This window comes from Planktothrix rubescens CCAP 1459/22, from assembly GCA_904830895.1.
GTDB lineage: Bacteria > Cyanobacteriota > Cyanobacteriia > Cyanobacteriales > Microcoleaceae > Planktothrix > Planktothrix agardhii.
On record LR882958.1, the window covers coordinates 1,104,961 to 1,118,553 of the forward strand.

Annotated in this window: 11 protein-coding genes; 5 read left to right on the top strand and 6 right to left on the bottom strand. The window is 39.0% G+C overall.

Annotated elements, in window-relative coordinates; genetic code table 11:
- Positions 1-128 precede the first annotated feature (128 nt).
- Entirely contained in the window at positions 129-2,084 is a 1,956-nt protein-coding gene (locus tag NMG86_RS05180) for an AAA-like domain-containing protein (RefSeq protein WP_026788962.1), read from the top strand.
- A gap of 17 nt (positions 2,085-2,101) precedes the next feature.
- Positions 2,102-5,584: a GAF domain-containing protein gene (locus NMG86_RS05185; RefSeq protein WP_043939659.1), complete on the top strand. Its 3,483-nt coding sequence runs from the start codon at positions 2,102-2,104 to the stop codon at positions 5,582-5,584.
- Positions 5,585-5,804: 220 nt separating this feature from the next.
- On the opposite strand, the gene NMG86_RS05190 is transcribed toward NMG86_RS05185, so the two are convergent.
- Positions 5,805-6,119 carry a hypothetical protein gene (locus tag NMG86_RS05190; protein ID WP_026788963.1) on the bottom strand — a complete coding sequence of 105 codons (315 nt, stop codon included), beginning with the start codon at positions 6,117-6,119 and terminating at the stop codon, positions 5,805-5,807.
- Positions 6,120-6,206: 87 nt separating this feature from the next.
- The gene (locus tag NMG86_RS05195) at positions 6,207-7,340 is read right to left on the bottom strand and encodes a peptidylprolyl isomerase (RefSeq protein WP_026797166.1); all 1,134 of its coding nucleotides are present in this window, start codon (positions 7,338-7,340) and stop codon (positions 6,207-6,209) included.
- 134 nt (positions 7,341-7,474) lie between these two features.
- On the opposite strand from NMG86_RS05195, the gene efp reads away from it, so the two are divergent.
- Together efp and accB are read left to right on the top strand one after the other, a co-directional pair.
- A complete protein-coding gene (efp, locus tag NMG86_RS05200) occupies positions 7,475-8,032 on the top strand; it encodes an elongation factor P (protein ID WP_026797167.1) in 558 nt (185 codons plus the stop codon).
- A 118-nt stretch (positions 8,033-8,150) separates the two neighbouring features.
- The gene (accB, locus tag NMG86_RS05205; protein WP_026788966.1) at positions 8,151-8,687 is read left to right on the top strand and encodes an acetyl-CoA carboxylase biotin carboxyl carrier protein; all 537 of its coding nucleotides are present in this window, start codon (positions 8,151-8,153) and stop codon (positions 8,685-8,687) included.
- Here the strand turns inward: accB and NMG86_RS05210 are convergent.
- The 4 genes from NMG86_RS05210 to NMG86_RS05225 form a co-directional block, all read right to left on the bottom strand.
- Positions 8,684-9,298, bottom strand: coding sequence for a GerMN domain-containing protein (locus NMG86_RS05210; RefSeq protein WP_026797168.1), 615 nt, complete (start codon positions 9,296-9,298; stop codon positions 8,684-8,686). The genes accB and NMG86_RS05210 overlap by 4 nt on opposite strands.
- A 206-nt stretch (positions 9,299-9,504) precedes the next feature.
- Positions 9,505-9,687 carry a CsbD family protein gene (locus tag NMG86_RS05215; protein ID WP_026788968.1) on the bottom strand — a complete coding sequence of 61 codons (183 nt, stop codon included), beginning with the start codon at positions 9,685-9,687 and terminating at the stop codon, positions 9,505-9,507.
- 246 nt (positions 9,688-9,933) lie between these two features.
- A complete protein-coding gene (locus NMG86_RS05220) occupies positions 9,934-10,602 on the bottom strand; it encodes a class I SAM-dependent methyltransferase (RefSeq protein ID WP_026788969.1) in 669 nt (222 codons plus the stop codon).
- Positions 10,603-10,722: 120 nt separating this feature from the next.
- Complete coding sequence (locus tag NMG86_RS05225; protein WP_087882208.1) at positions 10,723-12,003, bottom strand: RNA-guided endonuclease InsQ/TnpB family protein; 1,281 nt, start codon at positions 12,001-12,003, stop codon at positions 10,723-10,725.
- Positions 12,004-12,154: 151 nt separating this feature from the next.
- Between NMG86_RS05225 and trxB the strand changes: the two genes are divergently transcribed.
- A complete protein-coding gene (gene trxB / locus NMG86_RS05230; RefSeq protein ID WP_026788970.1) occupies positions 12,155-13,516 on the top strand; it encodes a thioredoxin-disulfide reductase in 1,362 nt (453 codons plus the stop codon).
- The last annotated feature ends 77 nt before the right edge of the window (positions 13,517-13,593 follow it).

Sequence of the window (13,593 nt, forward strand, 5' to 3'; positions counted from 1 at the left end):
CCTGTTCGTAAAGGGTATAATGGTTAAGGATGAGAGAGGTTTGTGCAAAAATCTTGATTAAAATTGTAATATCATCAGTTTGATCACAGTATTTTTTATGAATAAACTAAATATATTAGAACTAGAATATGGATGCTAAAGCAGCATTAGAATGGATTGATCAATTGATTTTTGAACATCAGGGTAAGCATCTCAATGATTTAGAAAGGGAGGTTTTTATTGGCTCTTGGGAAGGAAAAAGTTACCATGAAATTTATCCTTTAAATCCTAGCTATATTGAAAAATATGTGGGATATAAACTTTGGCAGAAAATCTCTCAAACCTTCGGAGAAAAAGTCACAAAAAAAACGATTAAAGGAGCAGTAGAACGCTATCAAAATCAAGATAATTTTGTTCAGTTGAGTCAAATTCCTGGGGACTTGCTGCAACTCTCTCCCCATTGTTATCGAGTATTTATCAGTCACGGAAATACTGAGTTAAATATTCATTTTGCACAGCAGTTAGAAGCGATTTTAATTCAAGTTGGACATTCTGTATTCTTAGCAGCTTGGGAAGTCACCCGCTCTCAAATCAATCAACAGGAAACCGATTTTTTAGCTGAAATTGATACAGAATTAAAACACTGTGACTATTTTATTTTACTATTATCCCCTCAATCAACCCTTAGTGAAATGGTGATTGAAGAATTGCGTCAAGTCCGAGAATTACAAGATACTCATTCTCACCGTTTACCAATAATTATTCCAATTTGGGTGAATTGTCCGGCAAATTTAGCCTTAAATCATGATCTAAGAAGTTATTTATTGGGAACCGTTCAACGAACCTGGACAGGTCAACAAGATACAGCTTTAATTATACAAGAAATTCTCTGTCTTTTGCAAGATTCTATTCCTGAATCTCCACCGCAAAATTTACAGTTAAATTGGGATGAATCGGAACTCGAAAAACCCGATAATTTAGCCATAGAATCCCATCAACTATCCTCGGTTTCTGCCATTTCAATTAAACCCATTTATTCCTCGGAAATTCCCTCTCCCCTTCCCGTAGCAGAACCGGAATTACCCAGTGGACAAGTCCGTTTAGAATCGGTTTTTTATATTAAACGGGTTCCCCATGAAGATCAATGTTATCACGAAATGACCCATCCGGGGGCATTAATTCGTTTAAAAGCACCCCGTCAGATGGGGAAAACTTCACTAATGGCGCGAATTTTAGAACAGGGACGGAAACAGGGTTATCGCACGGTTCCTTTGAGTTTTCAACACGCGGATAAATCTATTTTTACTAACTTAAATCATCTGTTACAATGGTTATGTTCTAAAGTAACTCGCAAATTAAAATTAGCCCATCACGTTCCCGATTATTGGAGTAATACTTTTGGAAGTAAAGATAATTGTACAGCTTATTTTGAGGATTATTTATTATCAGAAAGTGATACCCCTTTAGTCCTAGGATTAGATGAAGTAGATCGAGTGTTTCAATATCCAAATATTGCCGATGATTTCTTTAGTTTACTTCGAGCTTGGTATGAAGAAGCTAACTATGGGGGAGGAGATAGTGAACTTTGGGAAAAATTGCGGTTAGTGATTGTTCATTCCACAGAAGTTTATATCCCTTTAGACATTAATCAATCCCCCTTTAATGTCGGTTTACCGATTGAATTAACCGAATTTACCGCAACTCAAGTTAACGAGTTAGCACACCGACATGGATTAAATTGGGGAGATATTGAAGTCGAAACTTTAATGAAAATAGTGGGTGGACATCCCTATTTAGTTCGAGTAGCACTTTATCATCTCGTTCAATATTCCATGAGTTTAGAACAATTCGCAGAAATAGCACCCACAGAAGCCGGAATTTATGGCGACCATCTTCGCCGACATTTATGGAATTTGCAACAACATCCTGAATTAGCTCAAGCTTTTTATCAGGTGGTTTGTTCTCCTCAACCTGTAGAATTAGAATCAATTTTGGCGTTTAAATTACATAGTTTAGGTTTAGTTCATTTGCAAGGAAATGAAGTCACTCCTCGTTTTGAACTTTATCAAAACTATTTTGGTCATCGTTTAATGATTAAAACCTAATAATTTACTTTAATTATATGAATTTAACATCTACTCCAACCTATCATTATAAAGTCGGTGGACATCTATCTTTAGATACTCCTAGTTATGTAATTCGACAAGCCGACCGGGACTTATATGAAGCCTTAAAAGCGGGAGAATTTTGTTATGTTTTGAATGCGCGTCAAATGGGAAAAACCAGTTTACGAGTCAGAACTTTACATCAACTACAAGATGAAGGTTTTGCTTGTGCGGCGGTAGATTTAACAAAAATTGGTTCCCAAGATATTACACCCGATCAATGGTATGCGGGAATTATGAGGCGTTTAGTCACCAGTTTTCGGCTTCCCATTCATTTAAAAGCTTGGTTACAGGAACGAGAATTTTTACCCCCAATTCAACGGTTAAGCGAGTTAATTGAACAGGTTTTATTAGACTGTATTCAACAACCAATTATTATTTTTATTGATGAAGTTGATAGTATTCTTAGCCTGAATTTTTGTGCGGATGATTTTTTTGCATTTATTAGAACCTGTGACGAATATCCTTTATTAACTTTTGCCTTATTAGGGGTCGCCACACCCAATGATTTAATGCAGGATAAAAGCTGTAATCCCTTTAATGTCGGTCGTCCGATTCAACTGAATGGATTTTGTTATCAAGAAGTGCAACCCTTAATTGATGGATTAATCGGGAAAATTAGTCAGCCTGAATTAGTTCTAAAAACTATTTTAGAGTGGACAGGAGGACAACCTTTTTTAACTCAAAAATTGTGTTATCTAATCCATCAAAAAGTAATTGAGAATACTCAACCTTTAGATATTCCTAGTTTTCAAGTATCGAGTTGGGTTGAACAGTTAATCTATACCCATTTTATTAAAAATTGGGAATCTCAAGATGAACCTCCCCATTTAAAAACCATTCGAGATCGGATTCTAAAAGCCGATAATCGGATTACATCTCGCTTAACTTTATATCAAAATATTTTGCAAAAAGGTAGTATTTCTACGGATATTACTGTGGAACAAATGGAATTGAGATTATCGGGATTAGTGGTTAAACAGGGAACCGATTTAAAAGTCTATAACCGAATTTATGAAACGGTTTTTAACGAAAATTGGTTGCAAAAAACTTTAGCCAGTCAAGAGCCGAATTTTAATCAAATTATTGGGGAAAAAGAACAAAAACTCCTATCCATGTTGCGAGAAATGGAAGGAAAAGAATTTGATGATATTTTAAGCGAAATTTTAGGTTCAATTGCCTTAAAACTGGTAGAATTAATGTGTGTGGATCGGATGACGATTTATTTTATTGATAAAGAAAAAAACGAAATTTGGTCAATTAGTACCAGATTCACCGGAAATCAAACCACAAAAATTTCAATTTTAGCTAATAATCAAACCGCCGGACGAGTCACAATTTATAAAAAAGCGATTCCCAGGACTTCAGATTATTCTGCGGATTGGTATTCGATTTTTGCCGAAACCCAAAATCCTAGAATTGGGTATCAAATTTATAATCAGTTAACACTTCCTCTAGGAGAAGATAATCAAACAATTTTTGCTTTTGTGCATTTAGTTAATAAACTTAAAAAAACTCATCTTTTAGCCGATTCTTTTCAAGATAAAATTGATAAAGCTGGATTTACTGAAATCGAACCTCAGCAATTTTTACAATATGCTCCCGGTTTACAACGCATTTTAGCAAGCTGTTATGAAAGTTATAAACTAACCCAAAGAATACAAGCCTCTGAAGCCTTAACAGAAGCCACTAGAACGGTTCATCAAAGTAGTTTAGACTGTGAAGAAATTATTCAACGGGTGATGAAAGCCGCTAAAAAATTGATGAATGCAGATCGAAGTACCCTATGGTTATTAGATAAAATTACCCAGGAACTTTGGACACAAATTCCCTTTGAAGATGGATCTATCCGAGAACTGCGATTAAAAATCGGACAAGGATTTGCGGGAAAAGTTGCAGAAACGGGAAATACTTTAAATATTCCCTTTGATTTATATGCTCATCCTGAGTCGGAAATATCGCAAAAAACCGATCAAAAAACTGGATATCGTACCTGTAGTTTATTGTGTATGCCTGTTTTGAATCCCGATGGTGAATTAATTGGTGTAACTCAATTAATTAATAAACGTAAACAGGGTGAATTTGCCGAATATGAACCCGATGACTGGCCGACAGCACCGGAATGTTTTGAAGCGAGTTTTGATGCTAATAGTCAAAAATATATGCAGATTTTTAATTCCCAAGTCGGGGTAGCTTTATATAATGCCAGACAATATGAAGCTATGAAAGAACACGCAGAAAATACTCCCCAAGGCGTGATTAGCCAAACCTTAGCTATGTTAAATCAAGTTATGGATGGACAGGGGTTTGATGAAATTTTAGATGCCACATTACGGTCAATTACTTTAAAAACAGGAAAGTTATTAAATGCAGATCGCACGACTATTTTTATGTTAGATGAAGAACGGAATGAATTTTGGTCAATGATTGCTGAAAGTGAAGGAAATTGTCCCTTGGAAATTCGAGTTCCGGCTGATAAAGGTATTGTGGGAGAAGTTGCTAAATTAAAAAAATTAGTGAATATTCCTTATGATTTTTATGATGATCCTAGATCAAAAACGGCTCAAGAACAAGATCGGAAAAATGGTTATCGAACTTATTCAATGTTGGCTTTTCCATTATTAAATGAACAGGGAATTTTAGTGACGGTTGTACAAGCGATTAATAAGTTAAAATCAGGATGCGATCGCAGTCTTTCCTTATCAGAAAAAATCGATCATCAAGGATTTACAACTGATGATGAACAACAATTTTTAGAAAATGCTCCCTTAATTCGGATGATTTTAGAAAGTTTTTGTTCCTATCATAAAACCGCCAGAGGACAAAGAGTTGCAGCCGCCCTAATGGCCGCGACTCGTTCTGTAAGTCAAAGTAGTTTAGAATTCGATGAAATCCTCAAACGAGTCATGGCTGCTGCCAAGGATTTAATGATGGCAGATCGCAGTACATTATGGTTATTAGATCGTCAAAATCATCAACTTTGGACTAAAATTACTTTTAATGATGGTTCCGAGCATGAAATTAGAATTAAAGTCGGTCAAGGGTATGCGGGAAAAGTTGCGGAAATGGGAGTTTCTTTGAATATTCCCTTTGATTTATATGATTATCCTGACTCAGAAACTGCTAAAAAAACCGATCAAAAAACGGGATATCGTACCTGTAGTTTATTGTGTATGCCTGTTTGGAACCCCGATGGCGAGTTAATTGGTGTGACTCAATTAGTTAATAAAAAGAAACCGCTTGAAGATGATGATCAAGTATTAAGTTATGATACGGAAGTTCCCGAAGCATTTCGAGTTAGTTTTGATAGCAATGATCAGAAATATATGCAAGTTTTTAATAATCAAGTTGGGGTAATATTACAAAATGCCGAACTTTTAGCAGCCGTTAAACACCAGGAGAAAAGTTTCCGCGAGAAATTTAATCAAGGGAATGGGTAATTACGAATTACGAATTACGAATTACGAATTGGTAAGTACCTAAACAAAATTAATTACACATCCTCCACCCTGTTCCCTCCCCCCCTAGCCCCCCGTGCACGGGGGTTTGGGGGGGCTGTTCCGGTGTTCCCTCTCTCAACTAGGTAATTTATTTTGTGTAACTACTTAATAGAAAAAGTTTACTCCCCCTGCTCCCCCTGCCTCCCCTGCCCATTACCTATTACCATTCCCTCTCTAAACGAGGGGGTAAACGCAATTTAGGAAACTGATAAAAGGTGTTTCCCTCGTCATCAATTTCGGGAAAGGCTAAAAAAACTTGAACTTGATGATCTAAATATTTTTGAGCGACTTCGGGGCTAACTCCGGCTAAAGCTGATAGTTGAATTAGGGATACTTTACCACCTTGGGCCGCAACTAATCTATAAAACGCCGAATCTAATTGACGTTGTTGTTCTCGATTATTTCCTAAATTGACAATTAATAAAGTCATCAATACACCCAAACCAGCAACAGAAATTAACTCTAGGATAGCCATAATTAATAATAGATAAATTACACAAAATAAGAGATTAACAATTAACAGTTTACGGTCTTCTGTTAATTGTTAATAATTTACCCTAAATTAAGAGGGTTGAACAAGATTATCGGCCCCTCGAATCACTTTTGCTGATTCAATCACATCTCCTTTTCGCAGTTCTTCTAATACTTCTTTCCCCTCGGTGACATAGCCAAAGACAGCATAACGACCATCTAATAAATTAAGTCCAGCCGGAGTTAATTCCGGTTGAAAAAGGAAGAAGAAAATTTGAGAAGATCCACCGTCAGGAATCGCTTCTGGACGGGCTAAAGCTAAGGTTCCAAAAGCAGAAAAAGGTAAAACTGGATGATCTTGATAACGACCGATTTCTTCAAAGGTGGTGTTATAAATCGGTTCTTGATCTTCCTGGGCTAAAATTTCCAACGGAATGCCCCGATATTTTCCAGTTTTAGGATCAATAAAACCATCATCTGCACCTTCAGGATCTCCAACTTGTAGGGCATAGGATTCTTCTGAACGAATGAATTTTAAGCCATCATAAAATCCCCGTTGCACTAAATCAACAAAATTACCCGCCGTCACCGGGGCACTATAACCATCCACGACAACAGTTAAGTTACCTTTATTGGTTTTGATTTCAACGGTAGCCCGACCTTTCAATTGAGGCAAATTAGAATATTCTGCCGGAACTTCAAAGGGAAATTCCTTAACCATTAATTCTTCTAATGTGCCAATGTTATCTAATATTTTACCCTGGGTTAATAAAAGCGTTTGCGGATCTTTGAATTCAACCGCCGCCCGCAAACTATCAATATCCTGTTTAATTTGTTCAACTAATAATTGAGCTTGGGGTTGGCGTTCTTCGGGAATATTAGCTAATAATTCCGCCTCTTTGGTGCTCAAAACCCGAGAAGCGGTGGTGATATTACCGCTAATATTACTCCAACGTTTTCCCCGAAGTTGGGACTTAATCCCTTCTAAACTCAATTGGATTTTTCTCGCCGCTTCGTTATCAATGGGCAGAGCATAGCGTAAGAGGGCTTGACCATCGGTGATGGCATTGCCTTGGGGGAGGATACTTTCCCGTTTTGGGGAACTGTCACCGTCCCACCAAGCGGCGCTCAGACCCACGGATAGGGAAAATAGCAGCACAGCCACTAAACCCGTTTTCAACCAATGTTTATAGGTGTTTCTCATGGAATTGGATAAATGCAACATAAATCTTAACTTTTGTTCTCTATACTGATCTTGCCACTATTTAGCCCGTTGTCGCAGGAAAAAAATTAATCCCCTGTTCCCCATTCTGGGGTAAAATAGGATGCCGATTATTCTGCCCAGGTATTAGTGTTTGCATGATTTCCAGTAACGACTTTCGCACAGGTGTCACGATTGTATTAGATGGTTCAGTCTGGCGTGTAATAGAATTTCTGCACGTTAAGCCCGGAAAAGGTTCTGCTTTTGTGCGGACAAAGCTCAAAAACTCACAGACAGGTAGTGTGGTAGAACGCACTTTCAGGGCGGGAGAGACTGTTCCTCAAGCGACCCTGGAAAAAAGCGAAATGAAACATACCTACAAAGATGGGGAATACTTCGTTTTTATGGATATGGAAACCTATGAAGAAGCCCATTTGAAGGAATCTGAAATTGGCGATCGGGTTAAATATCTTAAAGATGATATGACTGTTAACGTGGTTCGTTGGGGAGAACAGGTTTTGGAAGTGGAACTCCCGAACTCTGTCACCTTAGAAGTAGTCGAAACCGATCCCGGAGTCAAAGGAGACACCGCCACAGGGGGGACAAAACCCGCTATTGTGGAAACAGGTGCTCAAGTGATGGTTCCCTTATTTATTACTAAAGGGGAACGAATTCGGATTGATACCCGTACCGACAGCTACCAAGGTCGAGAGTGAAAACTCGCCGAACTATGATTTCATATTTAAGCGGTTTAGACTGTTGGGCGATGGGTCAAACATACACCCAACGGACTGAATCAAGATAGACTGCAAATTTAGGGGAGACATACCAACTGTGCAACTAGATTTGAACCAGCTTCGTGAACTGCTGGCTGATCTCGATAAAACTAATATTTCAGAGCTAACACTCAAAAGCGCAGATTTTGAACTGACCGTTCGTAAAGAAGTTTCGCCCGGATCTCAGGCTTTATCCTCGGTTGAAACTCTGTTAACGGCTGCGGGGGTTGGTTCACAGTTGGTGTCGTCTCCGGTGGTGCCCACTGCGATTGTTCCTCCAGTTGGGGAAAATCTCACTACAGCGACCCCAGCAACGCCAGTGGCTGCTCCTCCACCTCTTTCGCCGGAATCGAAGTGGGTCGAAATTACTTCCCCAATGGTGGGAACCTTTTATCGTTCTCCCGCACCGGATGAAGTGCCTTTTGTGGAAATTGGCGATCGCATTTCTACGGGTCAGAGTGTTTGTATTATTGAAGCCATGAAGTTGATGAATGAAATTGAGGCCGAATTTTCTGGCCAAGTCATGGAAATTTTAATTCAGAATGGTTCCCCCGTTGAATATGGCCAGCCGTTAATTAAAATTAAGCCGGATTAAAACCGAAATTCCCGATCAAAAATTGAGCGCGTGATTGGTTGAGGAATTTCTAAACCTTCGCCCCCCAATACCGTTAAAGGTTTTCCGGCAACGGATAGCCAAACTTTGCTGTTGGGGTTAAGGGTTGTAGCAGTATAAACGATTTGGCCAAGGCGTCCGGTCATGGATGCACTTCCCCCGCCTTGGGTGAATTCGGGGGATAAGTCCACATAAACGTCATCGTTGTTAGTGGTTAAGTTCAGAAGTTTTGTTCCTTTAGGAATTTCACTAAATTGATTCGGGTCGGAAACCCCGGCTAATAATCGATCCAGGGCGATATTTAAAAATACCGTCGGGTCATTTTGGGCTTGAATTTGTACAGGTTGAGAAATAATTGCCAACTTACCGCTTTTATCTTCTACCCAATAAATAGCCAGGGTTTTCTCAACGGTTTCCGATGGCGAGGGAGTGGGCTGTGGTAAGGTTAGGGTTGGGGAGGAAACAACGGGTTCTTTGGGAGAACGGGAGCTTAATGTCCACCAGCTTAACCCTGCGCCCACAGCAATTAAGCAGGCGGCAATTCCTGCCATAATTCCAACGGGAATAACACGAGTCTTTTGGGGATCTTCCATTGATTTTAAATTTTATTTTCGTAGCAACTGAAATTCTGATCAAGGTCTAACATCAAAAAACCTGACTAGGGATAAACCAAGCCAGTCTCAAAAATAATATACTATAATTACCCTTAAAATATTAACATCAAAAATATCCAACAGAATGATAACTTCTTCACTGATGACTGATAACTGATGACTGATGACTGATAACTGATAACTGATTAGTTAATGGCGTCTTTGGTTGCGTCCTTTACATCTTCAACCGTATGACGGACTTTTGCTTCGGCTTGCTTGGCTTTTCCTTCCGCTTGAGTTTCGGGATCTCCAGTTATATCCCCCACGGTTTCTTGAATTTTACCTTCAATATTTTTGGCAGTTGCTTTAACGCGATTTTCTAAACTCATGATATCCTCCGTATTGGCTTGATTACAGCTAAATAAACCGAATTGAACTATACTAATTTTTTACAGTTGGCTTAGTTATCTGTATAAATATTAATAGCAAGCACACCGAAAAAGAGTCTTCCTTAAGACAGATATCTATTCAATTAATCCAAAATATAATGAATGAGTTCGGATTAAGATTTTAGGTTTTCAGCATTCTCATGTTTTCCTAAAGGTTAAGTTCAGTACAAGTTTAGCCAATGTTTTCTAATTTTGGGAAGAAGGATAGGAGCGTTCGGCTGTCCAATGGCGATCAGAAGACTGATAAATTCTTATCTTCTCTAAACCCACAGACTCGACAAAATTAATAATTTCATCTAAGGTATAGGCAGCTTGTAAGGAATCTCTAAATAGTTTTTTCTGATGGTCATTACAATTTCCAGCATACTGTTCAACTAAAGTATTAAGTTCAGTTTCACTACTCGGACGAGTTAAATCTCTCAGAAATATTACCCCCTGGGGTTTTAACACGCGCTGAATTTCTTGAAAAAATAGTAGAGGATCTGCTAAATGGTGAACAATACTATTGGAAATTACCATATCAAATTGATCATCCGTATAGAGTAACTGTTTCGCATCCACTTGTTCTAATTTAATTTGTTCCTGTAACCCCGCTTGCTCAATATTTTGATTGCCAATAAATAGCATATTTGCCGACAAATCAATTCCGGTAATTTGCCATTGGGGTTGCTTTTGAGTTATTAAAATTGGAATTCGGGCTGTCCCGGTTCCCACATCTAATATTAATCCGGTTTCTGGCCCTAATTCTAGGGCTAATTCGGCAAATTCTTGGTTAACTTGGCTAAAGTCCATCGCATCATATTCGCTGGCTTCTTCCCAAGTATCCATAACTTCTGCTTCGGGAATACGTTCTATCATTATTATTGTTAATTAACCTGATCTCAAAATATAGTATGATAAATTGCTATAATCTCCTTACATGAAGTCGTTTTGACACTCTCAGGTCTGAAGACACGCTCGATTCTGCGGACAGAATTAGTTTAATCTAATTCTCGCTACGACTGCCGCATATCGTCTACTGAGTTGATTAAGCGACAAACCTAATCTTCCCGATACTTTTTTTAAAATATTAGCTGCACCATTTAAGTCAGCATTAACAACAAAACCATCAGATGTCCGATAAAGACCACGCTTAATTCTATTCCCAGATGCTTTCCACCCCATCGGTTTTTCACCGTATTTGGGTAGGGAGTCCCCATCTAAGAAACTAGCTTTTGAAGTGTAGGCTTCCTCGGTTTCAATAAACCTAATCCCGTGTAAATCACAAAGTTGTTTTACACGGGATTTTAATTTACCCAAAGGCATTTGAACAAACTTTTGATTATTCAAATTCCCTAAATTTGCATCAACTTTAAACCCTTCATTCCAACCCATCACTAAAGTTCCAATGCCATATTTAAGACAGTGGTTAATAATTAGTTTTGCAGCTTTATTAATCCCGTCACGCATTTGGTGATTACGTTTACGAGTTACACAGTCTAACCAATTATCCCAATATCCTTGGGGTTTACCTTCTTTACGGGTTGATACCTTTTTATTCCAAAGTTGATTCATAGCCTTCATTGCTCTAGCATCAATCAAAAAGGAATTCCCTAAAGTATCAACACAAGCTGCCAAATTATCAGCAGTTCCTAAATCAATAGACAACGCTTGGTTAATATCTAACTCATGGTTTTGTTTCTCTACTTCGTAGGACATTTCCAGATAAAAAACACCATTTTTAGGTAGAATCGTGAACTCTTTAACTTTGGAATAGTCAAGATTTGATGGCATAGGTAAGAAAAATTCAGATACCCCAAACCATCTTTTAACTGTTAATCCCAGAGCGAATCTAAGTTGACCATCAATTAATGTTGGTCTTTGACCTCCAGAATTAGGATAAGCAACTTTAAATAGTTTAGAACCCTGGAGATAACCGGGAGGTTTAGGTCTAAAATGTAGCTGACCTTTCTTGTGTGAATCTCTCAAGTTTTTGAAAGATTTGAATGCTTCTGTCACCGACATTAAGGTTTGTTGCATCGGTGTTGATGGCATTGATTGTGCTAATAAAGATTTTGATACCGATGGTTCAAAAGCTAAATCAAACTTTCCTGTTAATAACTTACCTGTCTTAAACAATGTTTGACGGGCAAAATAAATTCCCGTGTTGTACAATTTACCGGATTGTTGACAAAGGTATTCTAGTAACGCACAGGTTTCTAGGTCGGGAGACAACAAGATTTGCTGTACTCCGATTGTTTTACTTGCTTTAGTCATTGACTCGACTATTACGACCATGTTGGTTTTTTTATGATAGCATTACTAAATATTTCTAGGGGAATAAATTCCCCTGGGTCGTGTTTCCTCTCAGGTCTGAAGACACTGAGTTTCCACACTCCCATCCTTTTCTTATGAGTTTGAAATAAACATGACAAACCCAACCGTTGAAAACCTTGTAGTTATTGGTTCTGGGCCTGCGGGCTATACTGCCGCCATTTATGCAGGACGGGCGAATTTGAAACCCGTGGTCTTTGAAGGCTATCAAATTGGGGGGATACCGGGGGGGCAGTTAATGACCACTACAGAAGTTGAGAACTTCCCAGGTTTTCCCGAAGGCATTACCGGGCCAGAACTCATGGATAGAATCAAAGCCCAAGCCCAACGGTGGGGGGCGGAACTCTTTACCGAGGATGTGATTTCCGTTGATTTGAGTCAACGTCCGTTTACGGTTAAATCGGAAGACCGGGAAATCAAAACCCATACTATTGTAATTGCTACCGGGGCAACGGCGAAACGGTTAAATTTACCCCAGGAAGAAACCTTTTGGAATGCGGGAATTTCCGCCTGTGCTATTTGTGATGGGGCGAGTCCAATTTTCAAAGGAGTCGAATTAGCGGTAATTGGGGGAGGAGATACGGCCGCCGAGGAAGCGGTTTATTTAACTAAATATGCCACCCATGTTCATCTATTAGTTAGACGGGATGAGCTACGGGCGAGTAAAACTATGCAGCAACGGGTGATTACCCATCCTAAAATTACCGTACATTGGCATACCGAGGCGCTTGATGTGTATGGGAATGGCAAATTAGGCGGAATTAAAATTAAGAATAATCAGACGGGAGAACAGCAAGATTTACCTGTACAGGGTTTATTTTATGCTATCGGTCATACTCCTAATACCCAAGTTTTCCAAGGACAGTTAGAACTCGATGAGGTAGGATATATTGTTACGAAACACGGGACTCCAGAAACTAGCGTGGAAGGAGTTTATGCGGTGGGGGATGTCCAGGATCATGAGTTTCGTCAAGCAATTACGGCGGCGGGTAGTGGTTGTATGGGGGCGATGTTAGCAGAACGTTGGTTATCGCTAAATGGGTTAGGGGAGGAATTTCAACAGACGGAAACCACGGAAGTGGAAACCCCGAAGTCAACTCCACCTCAAAATACTACTTCGGAGAATTTCGATATCCAGAATACTCGCCATACTGGGGGTTATGCGTTGCGGAAACTGTACCATGATAGCGATCGCCTAATTATGGTAAAATATTCTTCACCAACCTGTGGGCCTTGTCATGCCCTCAAACCGATTTTAGATAAAGTCGTGGCTGAATTTGAGGGTAAGATTCATTATATTGAAATTGACATTGAAGAAGATCCTGACATTGCCCAAAATGCCGGGGTAGTTGGGACTCCAACGGTGCAGTTTTTCAAAAATAAGGATTTAATTGAAAACCTCAAAGGTGTCAAACCCAAGAGTTTATATAGAGAATTAATTGAGAAAAATTCATAAAACAATGTAGTGAGTCCTTCAGGACTCCTAACTCAATTAGGAAAAGACAGCCCTGAAGGGCTTACTACCGTAGTGAG

Bases quoted from the DNA above. Each gene is read 5' to 3' on its own strand.
- NMG86_RS05180 (WP_026788962.1), top strand. From the start codon at position 129: ATGGATGCTAAAGCAGCATTAGAATGGATTGATCAATTGATTTTTGAA.
- NMG86_RS05185 (WP_043939659.1), top strand. From the start codon at position 2,102: ATGAATTTAACATCTACTCCAACCTATCATTATAAAGTCGGTGGACAT.
- NMG86_RS05190 (WP_026788963.1), bottom strand. From the start codon at position 6,119: ATGGCTATCCTAGAGTTAATTTCTGTTGCTGGTTTGGGTGTATTGATG.
- NMG86_RS05195 (WP_026797166.1), bottom strand. From the start codon at position 7,340: ATGTTGCATTTATCCAATTCCATGAGAAACACCTATAAACATTGGTTG.
- efp (WP_026797167.1), top strand. From the start codon at position 7,475: ATGATTTCCAGTAACGACTTTCGCACAGGTGTCACGATTGTATTAGAT.
- NMG86_RS05210 (WP_026797168.1), bottom strand. From the start codon at position 9,298: ATGGAAGATCCCCAAAAGACTCGTGTTATTCCCGTTGGAATTATGGCA.
- NMG86_RS05215 (WP_026788968.1), bottom strand. From the start codon at position 9,687: ATGAGTTTAGAAAATCGCGTTAAAGCAACTGCCAAAAATATTGAAGGT.
- NMG86_RS05225 (WP_087882208.1), bottom strand. From the start codon at position 12,003: ATGACTAAAGCAAGTAAAACAATCGGAGTACAGCAAATCTTGTTGTCT.
- trxB (WP_026788970.1), top strand. From the start codon at position 12,155: ATGACAAACCCAACCGTTGAAAACCTTGTAGTTATTGGTTCTGGGCCT.